General features: G+C 65.9%; 22 protein-coding genes and 1 tRNA gene. 11 read left to right on the forward strand and 12 right to left on the reverse strand.

What is annotated here, in order from left to right:
* Positions 1-477: 477 nt before the first annotated feature.
* Complete coding sequence (locus VRZ08_RS03585) at positions 478-990, forward strand: MarR family winged helix-turn-helix transcriptional regulator (RefSeq protein ID WP_107354061.1); 513 nt, start codon at positions 478-480, stop codon at positions 988-990.
* Here VRZ08_RS03585 and VRZ08_RS03590 read toward each other — a convergent pair.
* Positions 985-1,761 carry an alpha/beta hydrolase family protein gene (locus VRZ08_RS03590; RefSeq protein WP_414531588.1) on the reverse strand — a complete coding sequence of 259 codons (777 nt, stop codon included), beginning with the start codon at positions 1,759-1,761 and terminating at the stop codon, positions 985-987. The two genes, VRZ08_RS03585 and VRZ08_RS03590, sit on opposite strands and share 6 nt — an antisense overlap.
* Positions 1,762-2,319: 558 nt before the next feature.
* Positions 2,320-2,404, reverse strand: a tRNA-Leu gene (locus tag VRZ08_RS03595).
* 171 nt (positions 2,405-2,575) lie between these two features.
* Here VRZ08_RS03595 and VRZ08_RS03600 point away from each other — a divergent pair.
* A complete protein-coding gene (locus VRZ08_RS03600) occupies positions 2,576-3,124 on the forward strand; it encodes a disulfide bond formation protein B (RefSeq protein WP_414531589.1) in 549 nt (182 codons plus the stop codon).
* Positions 3,125-3,126: 2 nt separating this feature from the next.
* Here VRZ08_RS03600 and VRZ08_RS03605 read toward each other — a convergent pair whose 3' ends face one another.
* Entirely contained in the window at positions 3,127-4,179 is a 1,053-nt protein-coding gene (locus VRZ08_RS03605) for an AbrB family transcriptional regulator (RefSeq protein ID WP_414531825.1), read from the reverse strand.
* A 194-nt stretch (positions 4,180-4,373) separates the two neighbouring features.
* On the opposite strand from VRZ08_RS03605, the gene VRZ08_RS03610 reads away from it, so the two are divergent.
* From VRZ08_RS03610 to VRZ08_RS03625, 4 genes are all read left to right on the forward strand, one after another.
* Complete coding sequence (locus tag VRZ08_RS03610; protein WP_414531590.1) at positions 4,374-4,901, forward strand: hypothetical protein; 528 nt, start codon at positions 4,374-4,376, stop codon at positions 4,899-4,901.
* A gap of 154 nt (positions 4,902-5,055) precedes the next feature.
* Entirely contained in the window at positions 5,056-5,439 is a 384-nt protein-coding gene (locus tag VRZ08_RS03615; protein ID WP_164635841.1) for a CidA/LrgA family protein, read from the forward strand.
* Entirely contained in the window at positions 5,436-6,158 is a 723-nt protein-coding gene (locus tag VRZ08_RS03620; protein WP_264054089.1) for an LrgB family protein, read from the forward strand. The genes VRZ08_RS03615 and VRZ08_RS03620 overlap by 4 nt, the downstream gene beginning before the upstream one ends.
* A gap of 93 nt (positions 6,159-6,251) precedes the next feature.
* Positions 6,252-6,716: a hypothetical protein gene (locus tag VRZ08_RS03625; RefSeq protein WP_414531591.1), complete on the forward strand. Its 465-nt coding sequence runs from the start codon at positions 6,252-6,254 to the stop codon at positions 6,714-6,716.
* A gap of 3 nt (positions 6,717-6,719) precedes the next feature.
* On the opposite strand, the gene VRZ08_RS03630 is transcribed toward VRZ08_RS03625, so the two are convergent.
* On the reverse strand, positions 6,720-7,796 hold the full coding sequence (locus tag VRZ08_RS03630; RefSeq protein ID WP_414531592.1) for a phospholipase: 1,077 nt from the start codon (positions 7,794-7,796) through the stop codon (positions 6,720-6,722).
* Positions 7,797-7,977: 181 nt separating this feature from the next.
* On the opposite strand from VRZ08_RS03630, the gene VRZ08_RS03635 reads away from it, so the two are divergent.
* Positions 7,978-9,123, forward strand: a complete 1,146-nt coding sequence (locus tag VRZ08_RS03635) for an AI-2E family transporter (RefSeq protein WP_414531593.1) — start codon at positions 7,978-7,980, stop codon at positions 9,121-9,123.
* Here VRZ08_RS03635 and VRZ08_RS03640 read toward each other — a convergent pair.
* The 3 genes from VRZ08_RS03640 to VRZ08_RS03650 form a co-directional block, all read right to left on the reverse strand.
* Positions 9,120-9,782 (reverse strand): ChrR family anti-sigma-E factor, encoded by a 663-nt coding sequence (locus VRZ08_RS03640; protein ID WP_414531594.1) that lies wholly within the window; start codon positions 9,780-9,782, stop codon positions 9,120-9,122. The genes VRZ08_RS03635 and VRZ08_RS03640 overlap by 4 nt on opposite strands.
* Entirely contained in the window at positions 9,779-10,366 is a 588-nt protein-coding gene (locus VRZ08_RS03645; protein ID WP_414531826.1) for a sigma-70 family RNA polymerase sigma factor, read from the reverse strand. The genes VRZ08_RS03640 and VRZ08_RS03645 overlap by 4 nt, the downstream gene beginning before the upstream one ends.
* 631 nt (positions 10,367-10,997) lie before the next feature.
* Positions 10,998-11,879, reverse strand: coding sequence for a LysR family transcriptional regulator (locus VRZ08_RS03650; protein WP_414531595.1), 882 nt, complete (start codon positions 11,877-11,879; stop codon positions 10,998-11,000).
* A gap of 105 nt (positions 11,880-11,984) precedes the next feature.
* On the opposite strand from VRZ08_RS03650, the gene VRZ08_RS03655 reads away from it, so the two are divergent.
* Genes VRZ08_RS03655 through VRZ08_RS03665 form a run of 3 tightly spaced genes read left to right on the forward strand, consistent with a single transcriptional unit; the run spans position 11,985 to position 14,676 of the window.
* A complete protein-coding gene (locus tag VRZ08_RS03655; RefSeq protein ID WP_414531596.1) occupies positions 11,985-13,292 on the forward strand; it encodes a dicarboxylate/amino acid:cation symporter in 1,308 nt (435 codons plus the stop codon).
* 38 nt (positions 13,293-13,330) lie between these two features.
* Positions 13,331-14,170, forward strand: a complete 840-nt coding sequence (locus tag VRZ08_RS03660) for a bifunctional allantoicase/(S)-ureidoglycine aminohydrolase (protein ID WP_414531597.1) — start codon at positions 13,331-13,333, stop codon at positions 14,168-14,170.
* The gene (locus VRZ08_RS03665; RefSeq protein ID WP_414531598.1) at positions 14,167-14,676 is read left to right on the forward strand and encodes an ureidoglycolate lyase; all 510 of its coding nucleotides are present in this window, start codon (positions 14,167-14,169) and stop codon (positions 14,674-14,676) included. Before VRZ08_RS03660 ends, VRZ08_RS03665 begins: the two co-directional genes overlap by 4 nt.
* Positions 14,677-14,726: 50 nt before the next feature.
* On the opposite strand, the gene VRZ08_RS03670 is transcribed toward VRZ08_RS03665, so the two are convergent.
* A complete protein-coding gene (locus VRZ08_RS03670; RefSeq protein WP_414531599.1) occupies positions 14,727-15,347 on the reverse strand; it encodes a class I SAM-dependent methyltransferase in 621 nt (206 codons plus the stop codon).
* Between the two features lie 116 nt (positions 15,348-15,463).
* Positions 15,464-16,021 carry an HNH endonuclease gene (locus tag VRZ08_RS03675; protein WP_107342762.1) on the reverse strand — a complete coding sequence of 186 codons (558 nt, stop codon included), beginning with the start codon at positions 16,019-16,021 and terminating at the stop codon, positions 15,464-15,466.
* 281 nt (positions 16,022-16,302) lie between these two features.
* On the opposite strand from VRZ08_RS03675, the gene cysK reads away from it, so the two are divergent.
* A complete protein-coding gene (gene cysK, locus VRZ08_RS03680; RefSeq protein WP_107342763.1) occupies positions 16,303-17,301 on the forward strand; it encodes a cysteine synthase A in 999 nt (332 codons plus the stop codon).
* 66 nt (positions 17,302-17,367) lie between these two features.
* On the opposite strand, the gene VRZ08_RS03685 is transcribed toward cysK, so the two are convergent.
* The 3 genes from VRZ08_RS03685 to VRZ08_RS03695 all read right to left on the reverse strand — a co-directional run bounded on the left by VRZ08_RS03685 (position 17,368) and on the right by VRZ08_RS03695 (position 20,842).
* Positions 17,368-18,285 carry a phosphoribosylaminoimidazolesuccinocarboxamide synthase gene (locus tag VRZ08_RS03685; protein WP_414531600.1) on the reverse strand — a complete coding sequence of 306 codons (918 nt, stop codon included), beginning with the start codon at positions 18,283-18,285 and terminating at the stop codon, positions 17,368-17,370.
* 70 nt (positions 18,286-18,355) lie between these two features.
* Positions 18,356-19,273 (reverse strand): pirin family protein, encoded by a 918-nt coding sequence (locus VRZ08_RS03690; RefSeq protein ID WP_164635728.1) that lies wholly within the window; start codon positions 19,271-19,273, stop codon positions 18,356-18,358.
* Positions 19,274-19,420: 147 nt separating this feature from the next.
* The gene (locus tag VRZ08_RS03695) at positions 19,421-20,842 is read right to left on the reverse strand and encodes a malonyl-CoA decarboxylase (protein ID WP_414531601.1); all 1,422 of its coding nucleotides are present in this window, start codon (positions 20,840-20,842) and stop codon (positions 19,421-19,423) included.
* Between the last annotated feature and the right edge of the window lie 52 nt (positions 20,843-20,894).

A 20,894-nucleotide genomic window follows, 5' to 3' on the forward strand; every position in this document is an offset into this window, starting at 1 on the left:
CGGCGCGACAGACCTCTCAACGGGACGACTAGTGTTTGCCCCACCCCGTCTGCGGCGGATCATGGTTGATTTCATCACGTTAGCAAATTCATTTATCTACTCAGCAATATGATTTGGATCGGCACGTTGCATTTGTGCAACAAGACTGCGGCGACGCACAATTTCCACGACTGGTGGAAGGCCGAGGTGTTGCAAGAAGATCGATGTCGGTTCAGCGGCTTCTGTCGACCGCAGCGGCGTGCCGCTCCCGCTCGGCCCTTGAACATTCACAAATTATGCGAGGCGCGGCCGTCTCGACCGCACTCGTCCGGGCAGCAATCTTCCCGCAAAACCTGTATAGCTGCGCGCAGCGTGCACAGACGCCCTTGTTCGACCGGAATTGATATGAGCGGTTGAGGAAGTTGTGTACACTGCCAACCTAGTTGTGCGACGAGCTATGCACGAGCATTGGCGCTTGTGCGGGACATTGACCGGACAATGCAGACCAAGAGTAAAGCAGAGGCTCGTGCGCCACGCGGCTCGACGATTGATCCCGACCTCGCCAGGCGTTTCGCCACGACGGTCGCGAGCGTCGCCGTCTTTCTCGACGAGATCCGTCAGTTCCGCGCCAAGTCGCTCGGCATCAGCGGGCCGCAGTTCGCGCTGCTGATGGCCGTGATGGACCTTGAGCAGGGTGACGGAGTTTCGATCCGCCATGTTGCCAAGGCGGTCCACGTCGATCCGTCGTTCATCACCACGCAATCCAAGCTTCTGGAAAAGAAGGGCCTGCTCCGGCGCCAGGTCGACAGCCACGACGCGCGGGTGGTGAAGCTGTCTCTGTCTGACAAGGCCTACAAGCAGATTGCCGGTCTGGCGACCGACGAGCGCGCCCTCAACAGCTTCATCTTTGAAGAGATCAGTGGCGAGGAACTGGAGCAGCTCACGTCCCAGCTTGGCGATCTGCAGAACCGCCTGGAAAAGGCGACCGTCAAACTCGCCAGCGGCCTATAAGCGCGACTCGAGCCGGCGAATGCAGTCGGCCTCTCCGGCTCCGGCATTCAATTGCTGGCCGAGCCAGTCGAATACGAAGTCGGCCACCAGAATTGGGTCGTAGCCGTCGAGCGTCCACGGACCGCTGCTCGTCTCGCCAAATACCTTCAGCAGGATGTCGCGGTTTCCGGGGTGATGTTGGGCCAGCAGATGGCGGGCGTGGCCCGGCTCGATGGCTTCGCCCGCCCGCAGAGGAACCAGCATCGGACAGTTCATCGCCGGCAGCCGTGGCCCGGCCTGAACCATGCCGAGCGCCGCGACACAGGCGTCGGTCTGACGTGCCGCCCATAAGTCCCAGAGCCCGCCGTCGCACACGGCGGCTGCGGCGCGGCCGTCGAGAGCGATGCCACGGGTGACGAGCGAAGAAGGGCTGCCGTCGCCGATGACGGCGATTCGCGCCGGGTCGATCCCGCGGGCCTCGATCAGATAGTCGAGTGCCGCCGTGATGCCGGTCTCGGCGGCGACACGTGGCGATGGTGCCTCATCGGGAAGATCGACACAGAGCAGCGCCATGCCGCGCTGACGAGCGGAGCGCAGGACCAGTGACAAGATCTCTTCTTTGGTGCGCCGGGTCTCGGCGATACAGACGACGACCGGATGTGCGTTTGCGCCGTGAGACGTGACCGGCAGATAGAAACCCTCAAGGGATCTCTCTTCCAGCCACGGGATGACGACGGTCTCGCCTTGGGGGGTCAGCTTCGCCAGAAAGTGCCGGAGGCAGGTGTGCGCCAAAGCTCCCAGTGTTGGTTCTGCCCTCCGGGCAGCTCTCGATCGCTGCGGCCATGAAATAGTTAGCAGCATGCAGCCAGCCCTTCTGCGCCGCCAACTCATTGCCGGTGCGGCAGGCTTCCTGAGCGCGACGGAGATGTGATCTGGCGAGCTCTTCCCAAGCCTGCCGCCAACCGGGCCCGTTGCTCGATCGGATCAGTTTCGCGGCGGCCACGCATTCGGAAAAGCTGACGCCTTCGTTCTGCGCCACGCATAGCAATCTGCTGAATTCGTCACTGTACTCGTCGTGATCGAGCAGTCCTCGAACGTCGCAATGATCCTGGATGCTGTTGCCCAGTCGCAAGACTGCGACCCCCTCCCGATTACCTTGGCCGACTTCGTTAAATTACTTAGTTGATCGAATAACTGAATTGCGAGCTGCTGTCACTCGCGAAGCGGGTCCTGAGAGCCAAGATCGATGCTGCGTTGCACGCTCTGCTGCGCACTGCAGCATGCCGTCCCCGGCAGAGGCCGTCGTACAAAGGGGCTGCTGAAACACGGGGGCAGATGTGCTCGGCGAAATGGTGCCCCTGGCCGGGATCGAACCAGCACTCCTTGCGGAACTCGATTTTGAGTCGAGCGCGTCTACCAGTTCCGCCACAGGGGCCCGCGCGACCGAAAATCATCCGGCCGCGAAGCGCGCGGGACTATAGCGGTCCCGGAGTCGGGGTCAACCCGACGCGCCGAGGCGGCGGCGGACACTCTGGTTTGATCGGACGACGTCTCGACAGCGTCTCGGCCCCGGGATACGACCCCTGCCGCATCCCGGAGATCGACTTTGACCGCCGACTTGATCGACCATCGAGGCACGCTTTCCGATACCGGCCGCCCGGAGCGGATCGCAGGGGGCGTGGCGCTGACCGTCGCAGTGGTCGCCGTGGCGGCGCTGGGACTGGCTTGGTTTTCCCAGCTCGTGCTGGAGCTGGCGCCGTGCAAGCTCTGCCTGGAGCAGCGTTACGCCTATTATCTGGACATCCCGCTCGGGCTGCTGATCGCCTTCGCGGCCTGGCGCCGGGCGCCGGTGGGGCTGCTGGCGGCGGGCCTGGTCGTGCTCGGCCTGATGGCGCTCGGCAACGCCGGCCTTGCCGCCTACCACGCCGGGGTCGAGTGGCGGTTCTGGGCCGGCCCTTCGGACTGCTCGGGACCGATCCTGGACCTCAGCAAGGCGGGTGGACTGCTCGCCCAGCTCGACACGGTCAAAGTCGTGCGTTGCGACGAGGTGCAGTGGCGGTTTCTCGGCCTGTCGTTTGCCGGCTACAACGTGCTGGCCTCGCTGGCGCTCGCCGCGCTGTGCGGATGGGGCTTGGTCCGGCTCAAGCGGCGCTGAGGTCAGTCGTCGACGTCGTCCGGGCTGTGCCCAAACCAATGCACGATCCCCGGCGTCACGATCGAGACGTAGATGAAGCGCGACAGATGGTGCGCGCCGACGAACACCGGATCGATGTGCAAGGTCAGCGCCAGCGCCATCATGGCGTCCATCGCACCGGGTGAAAACGCCACCACCAGGTCGTTCAGCTTGACCGGCGTGGTCAGCATGATGGCGACGACGAACACCGCCGAGATCGCGATCGCGACCGTGAACGAGCCGAGCGCCGCCCCGATATAGCTCAGGATCGTGCGCGGCTTGATGGCGCCGAACCGAGCGCCGATCAGGGTGCCGATCCCGACCAGTGCGGCCAGATAGGCCCATTGCGGCAGCGTGCCTTCCACCCAACCGCCGCCGTGCAGCACCGATGAGCCGAGCATCGCGCCGAACATCCAGCTTGCGGGGAAGTTCACCAGCCGCAGCAGCAGCGCGACGCCGACCGCGACCGCGATCAGGACGGCCAGGACGAGCGGTGTCGCCTCCGGCCCGCGCGACGGCAATGGTCCATGACCCGCCATGCCGATCAGCGCCAGCAGCATCGGTACTGCGCTGGTCAGGATGATCACGCGCATGACTTGAACGACGGCGATGCCGGGCACGTCCGCTTTGCGTTCGGTAGCCAGCATGATGATTTGCGACAGCGCGCCGGGACTGCCGGCCAGCAATGCCGACGTCCGGTCCCAGCCATGGACGCGCTGCAGATAGATGCTGCTGCCGAAGGTGGCGCAGAACGTCGCCACCGCGAGCAGCCCGATCGTCACCGGATAGGACGCCAGATTGTGCACCATGGTGGGCGACACCACCGAGCCCAGCGAGACGCCGAGCGCCATCAGCACGATGTGCGACAGTGGCGGCGGCAGGCCCATCTTGCGTCCGGCAAGGCCGGCGGCGCCGACCGCGATCATTGCGCCCGTGATCAGTCCGCCGGGGAGCTGCGCCCAATAGAACAATGCGCCGCCGGCTGAGCCGATGGCGATCGTTTCGACCACCTGGAGAGTCTTGGACCGCAACGTCATGGCGGTCAGCGCAGGATTTTGAGGCACGCGACCTTATTGCAAATCATTATACCTTCGGCAATTGCGCCTCGCGCGCGCGGCCATGCCGGCGATGCGGGTACTCGCTGTCTCTCGCCGCTGGTAATCGGATCGCAATTGTCAGTTGCATCCCGCGAGATAGAATATCAATGGGTGGCACACCAGGGAGATGGGACATGAGAGTTCTGAGGTACGAGACCCGTGCGGCGCTAGTGACTGCGGCGGCGCTGCTGACATGGTTGGCCGCAACGCCCGCGCAGGCGCTGACCGCGCAGGAGTGCAGTGCCAAGTATCAGGCCGCCAAGACTGACGGCACGCTGAACGGGCAGGGCTGGAACGACTTCCGCAAGGAGCATTGCGGGGCAGCGGCGAGCGCCGACAGCAAGGCCGCGGAAGCCAAACCGGCAGATGCCAAGCCCGACGCGAAGCCGGAGGCAAAATCCGAAGCCAAGCCGGCCGAATCCAAACCCGAGAGCAAGTCGAAAGCCAAGAGCGCCGCAGCGCCGGCTGTGCCGCAAGGGCCGGCGGTGTATCCGACCGCGATCGACGCCAAGTTTGCCCAGGAAAAGCCGACGCTGGCGCGACTGCATACTTGCGCGCAGCAGTGGAAGGCGAACAAGGCCGCGAACACCACGGGCGGCCTGCGCTGGATTCAAAAGGGCGGTGGCTACTGGAGCGAGTGCAACAAGCGCCTGAAGGGCTGACGTCACTCGCTTTCATGGACGGCTGCGCGGCGACCCGGCCTTTCTTCGTCGTACCGATGGTATCGGGCGCATAGCAGCCGTCCCGCTGCTGCGATTGACAGGTTCCGACGGAGCCCGCATCGGTGCGGGCGATTTTCCGCGTGAGGGAAACCTGATGATCGCCAGTGTCGGCCTGATCCTGCTGTGCCAGCTCGTCGGCGAAGTGATCGCTCGCGGGCTGGGGTTGCCGTTGCCGAGCCCGGTGCTCGGCTTGATGTTGCTGTTCTGCCTGTTGGTGGCGCGCGATTACATCAAGCCGCTGGCGCTCGGACCGCTCGGCAATGGCGGCGTTGAGGAGGCTTCCAAGGGCATGCTGGCGCATTTGTCGCTGCTGTTCGTGCCTGCCGGCGTGGGGGTAATCCAGCAGCTCGATATGATCACCACCCACGGTGTTGCGATCATGCTGGTCCTGGCCGGGTCGGTGCTGATCACGCTGGTGGTCACGGTGGTGACATTCGTGGTGGTGGCGCGGCTGCTGGCGATGTGGGTGCCCCGATGAACGCCAACCCGTTCTCGCTGTGGGTGTACCTGTCGCAGACGCCGCTGCTGTGGCTGACCGTGACGCTGCTGGTCTATGCAGCGACCGATGCGGTGTCGCAGGCGACCGGGCGCAATCCGCTGGTCAATCCGGTTCTGCACGCGATGTGGATTATCGGCGTGTTCCTGTGGGCGACCGGCACCTCCTACACCACCTATTTCGGCGGCGCGCAGTTCGTGCATTTTCTGCTCGGCCCCGCCACCGTGGCGCTGGCGGTGCCGCTGTATGAGAACCGCAAGCTGGTGCTGGCCGCGATCCTGCCGATGGCCCTGGCGCTGGTCGTCGGCTGCGTCACCGCGATCGTCTCGGTGGTGTGGCTGGCGCAGCTCGCTGGGCTGCCCGAAACCGTGGTGCTGTCGCTGGCTCCGAAGTCGGTCACGGCGGGCGTCGCGATGGGTATCAGCGAGTCGCTGCATGCCGATCCGTCGCTCACCGCGGTGGCGGTGATCCTCACCGGCATCCTCGGCGCGATCGTCGTCTCGCCGCTGATGAACCGGCTCGGGATTCGGGATTATCGCGCGCGCGGCTTCGCCGTCGGGCTCGCCTCGCACGGCATCGGCACCGCCCGGGCCTTCCAGGTCGACGCGATCGCCGGCGTGTTCGCCGGAATCGCGATGAGCCTGAACGCGCTGATCACCGCGCTGCTGGTGCCGGTCCTGGTCACTCTGCTGGTGCACTGAGTGCGGCGAACGCTGTCGCTGCAGTGTGATTTGCCGCCGCGGCAACCACCGCGTTACGCTTTGCGCGAAATCATCCGTCAGAGGATGTCGCCGATGTCCGATGTTTCAGTGGGGCCTGCCTCGTACGTCGCGGCCCCGCCGCTGCGCTGGTCGATGCCGCGTCCTGTCGTGGCGATTATGGCTGCGCTGATCGCGGTGACGGCCGCGATCCTGGCTTCGCCCGATGCGGCCACCGCCGCGCGCGCCCAGAGCGATGCCGAACTGGTGCTGCTGCTACGGTTCATGGCCGGCGTGAAGGCATTGATGGCGCTGGCCACGCTTGGCGCGGTGGTGTGGCGGCTCGGCTACCCCGCTTCGCCGGTGTTGAGCGCAGCCTACGTGCTCGCGCCCGCCCTGATGGTCGCGGCGCCGCTGCTGATCTGGCAGATCGCCCCGACCGCGCTCGGCGCCGGGCTGTTTCATGGCGGCTTGGCGCTGCTGCTGCTCGCTTTGTTCGCCGACCGCGGCCAGGCCTCGGAACTGGTCCGGCGCACATTGTTGGTGCGGCGTACGGCCTGAGCGCTACGCTGCCGGCAGCTTCAGCCAATCGAGCAGCGCGACATTGGCCTCGCGCGGGTAGCTGTGACTGAGGTCGGCGATTTCGCGGTAGCTGACCTCGGCGCCGGCCGAGACCAGTGCCTCGTGGGCCTGCCTAGCCACCTCCACCGGAAACATCCAGTCATGGCGGCCGTGGACGATCTGGATCGGCAGCCCGCGCAGCCGGGCGGAATCCGCCGCACCGGCGAGCAGCGGATGAAAGCTCGCGGCGATCGGCGCCAGATGGGTGAACGGCGAGTCGCTGGTCAGGCCCGAGACGTAGCAGAACGTGCCGCCGTCGCTGAGGCCGGTCAGCAGCAGCCGGGACGGATCGACCCGCCAATGCCCCCGCACCTCGTCGAGGATACGGACCAGATTGGGCGAATCGACATCCTCGCCCATCAGCGCCCAGGTTCGCCCCCTCGCGGTCGGCGCCACCACGATGGCGCCGCGGGCGCGCGCGTCGCGCAGCCAGCTCCACAGGAACAGCCGGCCGTGACCGCTGCCGCCATGCAGCGCCATCACCAGCGGCCACTCCCGGTCCGGGTCGTAATATTCCGGCACGTAAAGCGAATAGCCGCCACGGCTGCCGGGCTCGTTGAACCGGTGAAACACGCCGCTGTCCGAATGCTTCGGCTGCGTCAGCCGGGCCAGAAGAGCTTCGTTTTGCTGGCTGTCCGGATCGAGGAAGAAACTCGACACCGGCGGCAGAGTGGCCGCGAGCGGATACAGCGCCTCCAGTCCCTGCGGCAGATGCCGGAGCGCCCGGAAGACGTCGCCGAGATCGCCCTGGCCGGCATTGACCGCGCGCAGGCCGGCAAATGCCGCGAGCGCCTGCTCGCCGGCGGTCTGGAGCGGACCACGCAGATGCGCGAAGGTCTCGGGCCAGTTCGCCAGTCGTGGCAACTCGGCCTGCAGCGCCTGTTCGGGCGTGCCGGCGAGCTGGAGCAGGTCGCCGAATTCCGGCGGATGCAGATAGCGCGCGACGAAGCCGAGCGATTCGAGGCTCTGCAGCAGCGGCGGCAGCAGCGCCACGATGTCGTCGATCACGGCCTCGCTCATCCCATCCCTTTCCGATCTTGTCTTGTACGGCCTGACAGTGTCAGGGATCGAGGTCGCTGCAAACCGCAAACAAGAATGCTGCGGTGATCGGGCGGGGTCCCATTCGGCGCAAAACCCTTTAGGGTGGCGAGGAGCCAAAGCCCGAGCGGAACGTTGCCGTCGGCGAGGCAAGGGGACCTGGATGCCGGCATCCGAAAACAAGTTCTTCATTCTGCTGCTGGTGGTCGCCACCGGACTGTTCGGCTGGATTCTGTGGCCGCTGTACAGCGCCGTGCTGTGGGGCATGGTGATCGCGATCCTGTTCGCGCCGCTGAACCGCCAGCTCAACCGCGCCTTCGGCTTCCGGCGCAATCTCGCGGCGTTCACCTCGGTGGCCATCATCGTGCTGATGGTGCTGTTGCCGATGTCGCTGCTCGGCGCCGCCCTGGCGCGCGAGGCGGCTGCGACCTACACCAAGATCGAGTCCGGCAATCTCGATCTGCTGAAAACCATACGGGAGCTATTGGCGTCCCGGCCCGATTGGCTCGGCGATCTGCTCAGCCGGTTCGGCGTCGGCAATCTCGCGGACATACAGCAGCGGCTGTCGGCTGCGCTGCTGCGCGGCAGCCAGTATCTGGCGGGCCAGGCGCTCGATATCGGCCAGAGCACGTTCGACTTCACTGTCAATCTGTTCGTGATGGTGTATCTGCTGTTCTTCCTGCTGCGTGACGGCGATCTGTTGGCTGGACGTATCCGACGCGCGATGCCGCTTGGCGTCGATCATCAGAGCCGGCTGCTCGACAAGTTCACCGTGGTGATCCGCGCCACCGTGAAGGGCAACATGCTGATCGCGCTGATTCAGGGCGCGCTTGGCGGGCTCGCCTTCTACGTGCTCGGCATCAGCGGCGCGCTGATGTGGGCGGTGGTGATGGCGTTCCTGTCGCTGCTGCCGGCGGTCGGAGCCGGCATCGTCTGGCTGCCGATGGCGCTGTATCTGATCGCCACCGGCTCGGTCTGGCATGGCGTCGGGTTGGTCGTCTGGGGCTCGCTGGTGATCGGCATGGTCGACAACTTCCTGCGCCCGATCCTGGTCGGCAAGGATACGCGGATGCCGGACTACGTGGTGCTGATCTCCACCCTCGGCGGTCTCGAAGTGTTCGGCCTGAACGGCTTCGTGATCGGTCCGGTGATCGCCGCGATGTTCATCGCCACCTGGGACATCTATTCGTCCGCGCGTCAGGATGCCGGCGATACGCCGCCGATCGGTGCCAATGCCGGCCCGGTCGAGGCCGAGCCGGCGGCGATCACTCCGATCCGCAGCGATCGCGGCACGACGCCGGTCGCTTAAATCCCGAACCAGGGCTGCAGCAGGCGGGCGAACCGGCTCTTGAACCGCAGCGGCGCGTCGGTGACGGCGAGGCAGATGCAGTCCTCGCCCGCGCCGGCCTGCGGCTGGTGTTCGGTGCGTTCGTCGGTCTCGGCGACGTCGCCGCGCCGCATCACGGTGTCGCCGTCGCACAGCGATCCGTGCAGCACCAGCGTCAACTCGCGCCCGGAGTGGCCGTGCTCGAATACCCGCGTGCCGGCCTCGAACCGCAACATTCGGGCGCGCGGGCGGCAGCCCGGGATGTCGATGGTGATCTGTTGCACCCGCGGCGCCAGCCGGGTCCAACGCAAGCCGGCCAGATCGGTGCCGAGATAGCTGCGCAGCGGCTCGGGAATCACGATGTCGGAGCGCGGCCGCAGCGCCGTTGCGGGGATGGCGGAGGGAGCTTCTGGCTCCGCCTGGGTCCGCGCCAGCACGCTCTGCCACAAGTCCGGCGTCACGTCCGCGGCGGGCAGCGCATCGAGCATTTCGCCGCCGAGTGCATCGGCAGCGGCCGCGCGCGCACGGCAATGCGGACACAGCGCCAGATGGGTGGCGACCAGCAGGCTCGAAGCTTCGTCCAGCGCGCCGGCGGCGTAGCTCAGCAGCAGATCGTCGCCGATGTGGTACCGCACCATCATCGCGGCTCTCCGGCGGGCGCATCGAGCGCCGCCCGTAGCTTGCCGAAGGCGAGCCGGATTCGCGACTTCACGGTGCCGACCGGCAGGCCGAGCTGCTCGGCGATCTCGCTGTGCGATTGGTTTTCGTAGAACGACAGCATCAAAACACTCTTCTCGTTGAACGACAGCGTCTCCATCACGTCGCGCACGCGCTGCTCAGTCTCGGTGCGCTCCAGCCGGCGGTCGGGCGGCTCCTCCTCGTCGGGCACGAATGCCGGATCGTTGGGATCGAAGTTCGGCCGCTTCGCCTGGCGCAGCCGGTCGATGCTGAGATTGCGTGCGATGGTGAAGATCCAGGTCGAAGCCGAGGCTCTGGCCGGGTCGAACTGCGCGGCGCTGCGCCAGACCGACACCATCGTCTCCTGGGTGATCTCTTCGGCCAGGGCCGGATCGCCGCCGCGCCGGGCGAAGTATGATTTCAGGCGCGGCGCGAAATGGCGAAACAGCGTCTCGAACGCGGCACGATCCTGCGCGGCCGCGATGCGGACGACGCAGTCCGCCATCTCCGCCGACGGCGGGCGTGGACCGTCGCGCAATTGATCCATGACGACCGCTCCGTTGCCGGGCGTGCACCGATCCGCAAGATCGCCTTGAAGCGCACGCTCTGAACCCTGCAGCCTAACGCGGGACGCGGCGATGCGGAGCGCGCCATGTGTCGCGCTCACATGCTCGCGAGTAGTAATCAGGTAGTCGCGCGTGAGGACCGAATCTGGTGTGCGGAGAATCATGAGCAGCGAGCGCGCGATCGGATTGATTGCATTTGTTCTGATACGAACCAGCCGATCGTTTGGATCACCGCATCCCGACAAAAAAACCGCATGCGGCAGCCGAGTGCATCAGGCCGTGTGCGGCTCACGCGGCTGTGATGGCGAAGCGGTGATCCGACGGCGCCGCAGCTTCGTAAACAGCGTGCTAACAGCCAACGGGAGGTTTGATGATGTCGATGCTTCGGAAACTGAACGGCATGGAAGCTGCTGTGATCGGCGGCGCGCTCCTGATGACGCTCGCTCCGCTGGTGCCGTACGCGATGCTCGGCTGATCTTCGGCGACAGCAACGTGACCGATCGAACGCGAAGCCAGCCATGGTCGCGGGGCCTGCCGGCGATGCCGGCGGGCCCTCGACTCTGAGTTGGGTTGTCGGGTGGTTCGGCTGCTGCGTCGAACATATTCGAATCGTCAGCCCGCCTTGCCGGACAGCGTCTGCACCAGCGCGATGAACTGACTCGCCAGCGGATTGTTGGCGCCGGTCGTTAGCGCGAAGACATCGGCCGAAATCGGCGGTCCGCCGATCGGCCGATACACCACGTCCTGATGCGCCAGCTTGCTGACGAATTCGGGGATAATGGCGATGCCGAGACCCGCAGCGACCAGGCTCGTCAGCGATGCCGACTCGATCGCCTGATGGGTGACGCGCGGCGCGTAGCCCGCCTCGAAGCAGCACTGCCACAGATACTTGGCAAACAGAGAATCCTCCAGCCGTAGAAACACGAAGCTCTCGTCGCGGAGATCCGTCAGCGTCACCTTCCTGGTCGATAGCGCGTGCCCCTTCGGCAGCACCAGCCGGACCGATTCCCGCCACGCCAGTTCGCTGGTGATCTCGGCATCCTGCGGCGGACAGCGCAGGAAGCTGACGTCGGTCTGGCCGGATTTCAGCGCCGTCACCTGACGGTCGGGCGACATCTCATGGATGCGGAGATCGACGTTCGGGTAGTTGAGCGCAAATTGCTGGATCGCTCGCCCGAGCGGCCCGGTGAGCACTGATCCGGTCAGCCCGACATTGAGAATGCCGGCGGTGCCGGCGCCGATCGAACGGGCGCGCTGCACGGCGGTTTCGGCCCGCTCCAGAATCGCCAGCGCCTGCTTCAAGAAGTCCTCGCCGGCCCGGGTCAGCGCGACGCGGCGTGTGGTCCGCTCGAACAGCGGGGTGCCGATCTCGGCCTCCAAATCCCTGATCTGCTGGCTGAGCGGCGGCTGCGCCACGCCGAGGCTGTCGGCAGCCGCGGTGAAATTCAGGTGCCGCGCCACGGCGGCGAAATAGCGGAGATGGCGGATTTCCATCCCTCAATCATATGTCAGACGTATCAATCGAGACACATGAAATATTTGACGTCTAGAAACTCAGCAGTGATTGTTTCGCAGGCTCCAAATCCCGGGAACATTCCGATGACGCGGTTTTTCAGGTCGCTGTTTGGGCAGGTGGTCGCCGCCCTCGTACTTGGTGTGGCCCTCGGTGCGTTGTGGCCTGAGGTCGGGGTCGCGCTGAAGCCGCTCGGCGACCTGTTCATCAAACTGATCAAGTTCGCGATCGCCCCGCTGGTGTTCGGCGTGGTGGTCAACGGCATCGTCGGCGCCGGCGACCTGAAGAAGGTCGGGCGGGTCGGGCTGAAATCGCTGATCTACTTCGAAGCCGTGACAACGGTCGCGCTCGCGCTCGGTATCGTGCTGGCCTACGTGTTCCAGCCCGGCGCCGGCATGAACGTCAACACCGCGACGCTGGATGGCTCGGCACTCGCCGGCTACAGCAGCCACGTCAAGGAAGTCACCGGCTTCACCGACTTCGTTATGCGCCTCGTGCCCACCACTTTCATCGACGCGTTCGCCAAGGGCGACGTGCTGCAGGTGCTGATCATCGCGATCCTGTTCGGCGCCGGGCTGTCGCTGCTCGGCGAGCGCGGCAAGCCCTTGGCCGACAGCATCGAGCGGATCACCGAGGTGCTGTTCAAGATCATCGGCATCATCGTCAAGCTGGCGCCGCTTGGCGTGCTCGGCGCGGTGTCGTTCACGGTCGCCAAATACGGCATCGGCTCGCTCAAGCAGCTCGGCCTGCTGGTCGGCCTGTTCTATGCCGGTGTCGCGCTGTTCGTGTTCGTGATTCTCGGCAGCATCATGCGGCTGGCGGGCTTCAGCCTGCTCAAGCTGCTGGCTTACTTGCGCGAAGAACTGACGGTGGTGGCCGGCACCGCCTCATCCGACAGCGTGCTGCCGCAGGTGATGCGCAAGCTGGAGCGGCTCGGCATCAAGGACTCGACCGTCGGTCTGGTGATTCCGACCGGCTACTCGTTCAACCTCGATGCGTTCTCGCTGTATTTGACGCTGGCGACGGTGTTCATCGCCCAGGCCACCAATACGCCGCTGTCGTTCGGCCATCTATTGGTGATCCTCGGCATCGCGCTGCTCACCTCCAAGGGCGCCCACGGCGTTCCCGGATCGGCGATCGTGGTGCTGGCCGCAACGCTGTCGGCGGTGCCGGACATTCCGCTGATCGGGCTGGTGCTGGTGCTGTCGGTCGACTGGTTCGTCGGCATCGCCCGGGCGCTCGGCAATCTGGTCGGCAACTGCGTGGCGACCGTGGTGATCGCTGCCTGGGAGGGCGATATCGACCGCGCCCAGGCAAAACGCGTGCTGAACGGTGAAGTGACCACCGACACCGCAGCGATCCTCGATGCGCCGATCGCCGAAGCCTCTGCCTGACCGCCCCGCCTGATACCAAGAAACGCAGGGAGACCGCGATGAACGCCCCGATCTACAACCCGGCTTGCGGCGGGCTGCCGCCGCAGAGCACGCTCCACACCGGCCGCGCGGTGTTCACCGAGGCCTATGCGGTTATCCCCCACGGCGTGATGAGCGACATCGTCACCAGCCTGCTGCCCGGCTGGACCGATACCCGCGTCTGGATTCTCGCGCGGCCGCTGTCCGGTTTCGCCGAGACCTTCGCGCAATATCTGGTGGAGGTCGCGCCCGGCGGCGGCAGCGACCATCCGGAGCCGGATCCGCAGGGCGAAGGCGTCGTCTTCGTGGTCGGTGGTACGCCGAGCCTCGAGCTCGGCGGCAAGACCCATGCTCTGCGCCCCGGCAGCTACGCCTATCTGCCGCCGGGCTGCGGCTGGCGGCTGCATAACGCGGGCTCCGAGCCGGCACGCTTCCACTGGATTCGCAAGGCTTACGAGCCCGTCCCCGGTCTTGCTGCGCCGGACGTCTTCGTCACCCATGAGTCCGAGATCGAGCCCGCCGGCATGACCGGCACTGGTGGCACTTGGGCGACGACGCGGTTCGTTTCCCCGGAGGATCTGCGCCACGACATGCACGTCAACATCGTCACGCTGCGGGCCGGCGCCTCGATTCCGTTCGAGGAAACCCATGTGATGGAGCACGGGCTGTTCGTGCTCGAAGGTAAGGCGGTGTATCGGCTCAACCGCGACTGGGTCGAAGTCGAGGCCGGCGACTTCATGTGGCTGCGCGCGTTCTGCCCGCAGGCCTGCTACGCTGGCGGTCCCGGCCGCTTCCGCTATCTGCTGTACAAGGACGTCAACCGCCACCCGGCGCTCGGCCGCCGCGGGCTCGGACGATGACCGCGACCATGCGAAAGATCGTGGCGCGGCCGCTGACGGCGGCGGCGTTCGCGCCGTTCGGCCAGGTGATCGATACGGCGCAGGCCTCTTCGCGGCCGATGAATGCCGGCATGGCAAGGCGCTTCCACGATCTTGCCGAGATCGAGGTGATCGGCGACGGCGCGCGCGTGGTGGTCGGCCTGGTCGAGGCGCAGCCTTACGCGATGCCGCTGTGGCTCAACCTGGTCGAGCGCCATCCGCTCGGCGCCCAGGCGTTCGTGCCGCTGAACGCCGCGCCGTTTCTGGTGGTGGTCTGTCCGGACGAGGCCGGCAAGCCCGGGGCGCCGCAGGCTTTCGTCACCGCCCCGCATCAAGGCATCTGCTACGCCCGCAACATCTGGCACAGCGTGCTGACGCCGTTCGGCGCCGCGCAGGATTTCGTGGTGATCGACCGCAGCGGGCCGGGCGTGAATCTGGAAGAGCACGTGTTCGACGAACCGTGGATCGTGCACCTGCCCGCGAGCTGACTTCGACGCTCGATAGGACTAGGGCACGCCAGATAGGACGTGGCGAACGGCTACGGCCGCTCAAACGTGATGCTGTAGCCGAAGGCGTTGCCGGTGCAGCGCAGCTCCCGAAATCCCGCGGCCAAGACCCGCTCGCGCGCGCGGCGGCGGGAGACGTAGTGCGGATCGAACACGCTCTCGGCGATCAACAGACGGCCGTCGGGGCGCAGCATGCGATGCACCGACGGAAAGATCTCGGTGCCGCGCGGAAATTCGCCGAGTGCCATCACCATCACGGCCGCATCGACCGAGCCCGCCGCGACTTCTGCGTTCCGTACGTCGGCTCGGAGCGGGCGGATGTTGGTCAGCCCTTCCGCCTCAGCCTTGGCAGCCACCTTCGCCAGCATGCCGTCCTGAATGTCGAGCGCGGTCACCTTGCCGTCTGGCCCGACAGCCCGCGCCAGCGGAAGCGTCACCCGTCCGGGGCCGCAGCCGATGTCGATCGCATGGTCGCCCGGCCGCAGCTGCAATTGCGCCACGACCTGTTCGGAGCGCGTGGCGCGCGCCAGCGGGTTTTCCATCTCCACCAGCCAGGCGATCTCCGACGGGCAGGGCAGCACCGTCCGCCTGGACGCCATCCGCCAGCCCACCCAGAGGGCCGGCACCAACAGCAGAACAAGAAAACCCGACATCACCGATCCGTTCGCACGTGCATTGGAACCCAGCAGTGCAGCCTGCGGGAGGCGGTGTAAAGCGGGCAGGGGAGCTGTGATGACTGCGGCGAGACGAGGTGACGTCCGGCCGAGGGCTACGGATCCAGCTCGGTGTCCCAGTACAAGTAATCGAGCCAGCTCTCGTGCAGATAGTTCGGCGGGAACAGTCGGCCGTTGCGATGGAGCTGATGCACCGTCGGGGCGAATGCGGTCTGGCGCGGAAACATCTTGGCCTGTTCGGGCGTCAGATTGCCCTTGCGCAAGTTGCACGGCGAGCAGGCGGCGACGACGTTTTCCCAGGTGGTCTGGCCGCCCTTGGAGCGCGGGATGATGTGATCGAAGGTGAGATCTTCGGGCGCGCCGCAATACTGGCAGACGAACCGATCGCGCAGGAACACGTTGAACCGGGTGAAGGCCGGATGCGTGGTCGGTTTGACGAAGGATTTCAGAGAGACGACGCTGGGAAGCCGAAACTCGTGGTTCGGACTATGCACCGCGCGGTCGTAATGGGCGACAATATTGACGCGATCAAGGAACACCGCTTTGACCGCGTCCTGCCACGACCAAAGCGACAACGGATAGTAGCTGAGCGGCCGGAAGTCCGCGTTGAGCACCAGCACCGGCCAACCGCCATGTGAGACATGCGCGTTCAAGAAACGCTCCTGACCCCCGTCGATCGACGCTGCGAAGCAGCATGCGAAGGCATACTACAGTCAGCGTGACGGGCTTGTGAAGGGCGATGCAGAAATGTCTCTCCCGCAGGGCGGGATTTCAGCCCAAGCTGGAGCGCATAAGCAGCAGACGTATTCCAGAAACCCGTCGCTTTAGAGGTGTTTGTTCCATTTTTACCCGCCGCGTTGACGGGGCCGCGGCGGGCTAGCAGATTGCCCAGTGACAGTTCCCGTAAATCCGCCAACCTAAGTGAGGAGGCGTCATGTCCAGCGCAGCAACCGCATCGATCAAAGCCGTCGCAGAAGCACCCGCCCACCGTCCCGGCCGTGGCCGGGTGTACGAGTCGATCGCTGATGCTTACGGCGATACGCCACTGGTACGTCTGAACCGGCTGCCGCAGCAGCACGGCGTCAACGCGACGATCTATGCCAAGCTCGAGTACTTCAATCCGGCGAGCAGCGTGAAGGATCGTATCGGTGCGGCGATGATCGCGGCGCTGGAGCAGGAAGGTATCATCAAGCCCGACACCGTGCTGATCGAGCCGACCTCCGGTAACACCGGTATCGCGCTGGCCTTCGTGGCGGCCGCCAAGGGCTACCGGCTGAAGCTGGTGATGCCGGAATCGATGTCGATCGAGCGCCGCAAGATGCTGGCGTTCCTCGGCGCCGAACTGGTGCTGACCGAAGCCGCCAAGGGCATGAAGGGCGCGGTCGCCAAGGCCGAGGAGCTGGTGGCGGCGACCCCGAATGCGGTGATGCCGCAGCAATTCAAGAACCTCGCCAACCCGGCGGTGCATCGCCGCACCACCGCGGAAGAGATCTGGAACGACACCGACGGCGCGGTCGATATCTTCGTGGCCGGCGTCGGCACCGGCGGCACCGTCTCGGGCGTCGGCCAGGTGCTGAAGCCGCGCAAGGCGTCGCTGAAGGTGGTGGCGGTCGAGCCGGAAGAAAGCCCGGTGCTGTCGGGCGGCGCGCCCGGCCCGCACAAGATCCAGGGCATCGGCGCCGGCTTCGTGCCGGACATCCTCGACCGCTCGGTGATCGACGAGGTGGTCAAGATCCCGAGCGCCACCGCGATCGAAACCTCGCGCGCGCTGGCGCGGCACGAGGGTATCCCGGGCGGCATCTCGTCGGGCGCGGCGATCGCCGCTGCGATCGAACTCGGCAAGCGGCCGGAAAACGCCGGCAAGACCATCGTGGCGATCGTGCCGTCGTTCTCGGAACGCTACCTGTCGACGGTGCTGTTCGAAGGCGTGTGATCGAACGCGTGCTGATGCTGATGCCGGATGGCGGGTGCCCCGCGATCCGGCGCAGCACGGAGTAACTTAAGTCACCACCAGATCGGCGCCGGTGAGCCGGCGGTAGGCGTCGAGATAGCGCTTCGAGGTGGCCTCGACGATCTCGGCGGGCAGCTTCGGCGGCGGCGCTTCGCCGTTCCAACGCCCGGCGCGGCGTTCGGCATCGAGATAATCGCGCAGCGGCTGCTTGTCGAACGACGGCTGCGACCGGCCCGGCGCGTAGGTATCGGCCGCCCAGAACCGCGAACTATCCGGCGTCATCACCTCATCGATCAGGATGATGCGGCCGTCCTTGTCGCGGCCGAATTCGAACTTGGTATCGGCGATGATGATGCCCTGCTCGCGGGCGACCTGTTCGCCCTGGGTGTAGATCGCGCGCGTCATGCTCTCGAGCGTGTAGGCGGCCTCGTCGCCGATGATCTCGCGCATACGCGCGATGGTGATGTTCTCGTCGTGACCGGTCTCGGCCTTGGTGGCCGGCGAGAAGATCGGCGGCTCCAGCCGCTCGCTTTCCTTCAGCCCCTCGGCCAGTTTCTCGCCCGCCAGCGTGCCGGAGGCGGCGTATTCCTTCCAGGCCGAGCCGGTGATGTAGCCGCGGATCACGCATTCGATCGGAAACACGGTGGTGCGCCGGCACAGCATGGTGCGGCCGGCCAGCGCGGCGCGATGGCCCTGCAGCGCCGGGACCGCGCCGATGATCTCGTCGATATCGCCGCTGATCATGTGATGCGGCACCACGCCGCCGAGCTGGCCGAACCAGAACGCGCTCACCTGGGTCAGCACCGCGCCCTTCATCGGAATGGTCTCGCCCATGACGACGTCGAAGGCGCTGATCCGGTCGGTGGTGACGAGCAGCAGCCGGTCGTCGTCGACGGCATAGATGTCGCGCACCTTGCCGCGGCCTATCTTGGTCAGCGGCAGGTCGCTCGAGAGCATCGTGGTCATGGGCGGTGTTCCAGGCAGAGACGGCCGCCGGTGCAGCCGGCGGCGGGGATCGTTTCGGGCCCGCAGTCTATCATTCCGGCAGAGGAATGAACTCGCTCTCGTTCGGGACGGCGGCGAAACGACCGGTTTTCCAGTCCTGTTTGGCCTGTTCGATGCGCTCTTTGCTGGACGAGACGAAATTCCACCAGATGTGGCGCGGCCCCTCCAGCGCATCGCCGCCGAGGAACATCATCCGCGTGTCCGTCTTTGCCCGGACAGTGATGCGGTCGCCGGGGCGGAAAATCAGCAGGGTCGGGCCGACGTGGCGCTCGCCGGCGATCTCGACTTCGCCGTCGACCACATAGATCGCGCGCTCCTCGTGGTCGGGGTCGAGCGGCACCGCGGTGCCGGCCTTGGCGTTGACCTCGACATAGAACCACGGCGACACCATCGTCACCGGCGAGGCCTTGCCGAACGCCGAGCCGGCGATCACCCGGGCGGTGAAGCCGGTGTCCTGCACCATCGGCAGCGTCGCCGCAGCGAAATGCTGGAAGCTCGGCGCGATCTCTTCGGACGCCTGCGGCAGCGCGATCCAGCTCTGCAGGCCGAGCATCGACTGGCCGTCGCGCCGTTCCACATCGGGCGTCCGTTCGGAATGCGCGATGCCGCGGCCGGCGGTCATCAGGTTCATCGCGCCCGGCGCGATCTCCTGAATGTTGCCCTCGCTGTCGCGGTGCATGATCTTGCCGTCGAACAGATAGGTGACGGTGGCGAGCCCGATATGCGGATGCGGCCGCACGTCCATGCCCTTGCCGGCGATGAACTGCACCGGCCCGAAATGATCGAAGAAGATGAACGGGCCGACCATCTGCCGCTTGCCGTGCGGCAGCGCCCGGCGCACCGCGAAGCCGTCGCCGAGATCGCGGGTGCGCGGCACGATGATCAATTCCAGCGCATCGCAGGTGGTCGGATCGCCGAGCACCGGATCGTTGGTGGGCATCCAGCTCATCGGATCACTCCCAAGTTGTCTTCGTCATTGCGAGCGAAGCGAAGCAATCCCGGAGCCGAGCGGAGCCAGTTGGATTGCTTCGTCGCTTCGCTCCTTGCAATGACGGCGTGAGGCCCGTGTAAGATGCTGCATGCATCCCGTCGTTTATCATGCCGTCGGCGCGGGCTGCGGGGCGCTGGCGGACTTCGCGTTGCCCTTGCGCGGCTCGCTGGTCACCGGCTTGGTCGGCACCAGCTTGCGCACCGCGGAGGCGGCGGCGATTTGGCCGCGCTCGAACAGCGCCTCGTGGTTGGCCTCGATGTCGCCGAGCGCATACAGGTAGTTGACCATCAACCCGTGCGATTGCCGCATCCCGTTCGGTGACCGATCGCCGAGGAAGTTGAGCCGGTCGAGCCGCGCGCCGTTGCCGAGGTGGAAGCGCGCCACCGGATCGAGCGGCCGGCCGTTCGGCCCCTTGGCCTGCAGGAAGTAAGCGGCGGCGAGTTGCAGTACGAGCGGCTTCAGCCGATCGGCGGTGTCGGCATCGTCGAACCAGTTCGGCGTATCCAGCGCTTCCAGTGCGGTACGCGCAGAAGCATCGAGCAGCGTGGAGTCCGGATTGTCGCGTTCGCGCTTCAGCCACTTCGCAAAGCCTGGCACTGGCGACAGCGTCACGAAGGTCTGCACGTTCGGCAGCTCGCGCTTGATTTCCTCCACCACCTGCTTGATCAGGAAATTGCCGAACGAAATGCCGGCAAGGCCCTGCTGGGTGTTGGAGATCGAATAGAACACCGCGGTGGTAGCATCGCTGGCGGAGATCGGCTCGCGCTCGAGATCGAGCAGCGGCGCGATCGCGGCCGGGCTGTCCTTGGTCAGCGCGACCTCGACGAAGATCAGCGGTTCGTCGACCAGCCGCGGATGGAAGAAGCCGTAACAACGCCGGTCCGGCGGAGCCAGCCGCGCGCGCAGATCGTCCCAGTCGTGGATGGTATGCACCTGCTCATAGCGGATGATCTTTTCCAGGATGTTGGCAGGCGTCGTCCAGTCGATCCGCTGCAGCACCAGAAACCCCCGATTGAACCACGACGTGAACAGATGCACGAAGTCGTCGTCGACGTGACGCAGCTGCGGATGCGCGGCGATGCGGGCCAGCACCGCCTCGCGCATCTTCACCAGCGCGGCGGTGCCGCCCGGCGCGTGATTGAGGCGGCGGATCAGTTCCTGCCGACGCGGCTCGGCGGCGCGTAGCAATTCGCCGGTCGCCTCGGCTGAGGCGTCGGCACGAAACGCCTCGATCGCAGCGTTGAGTTCGGCGAGGTCCGGCCCGAACTGTTCGGCGAGCGCGTCGAGAAACGCCAGCTTGTCCTCGTCGTCAGCAGCCTCGTAGCCGGCCAGCAGTGACGCAGCGAGCGCGACGCCGGACGCTTCACCGCGCCGCGACAGCAGCGTCTCGCCGAGCGCGATCAGTTCGTCACCGGACATCGGCTGTGAGCTGGTCAGCCCGAACAGGCTGCGGCCGCGCTCGGTGAGGCTGTTGAACAGGCCGCCGAGAAACTCCGAAGCGCGGTCTGCGGTGGTGGCTATCGGCATCAGCTTCATCCCCAGGCTTGCGACATCGTCGCTTCACGTACGAAGCGCGGTA

It is taken from the genome of Rhodopseudomonas sp. G2_2311, from assembly GCF_047501505.1.
GTDB classification, from domain to species: Bacteria; Pseudomonadota; Alphaproteobacteria; order Rhizobiales; family Xanthobacteraceae; genus Rhodopseudomonas; species Rhodopseudomonas palustris_H.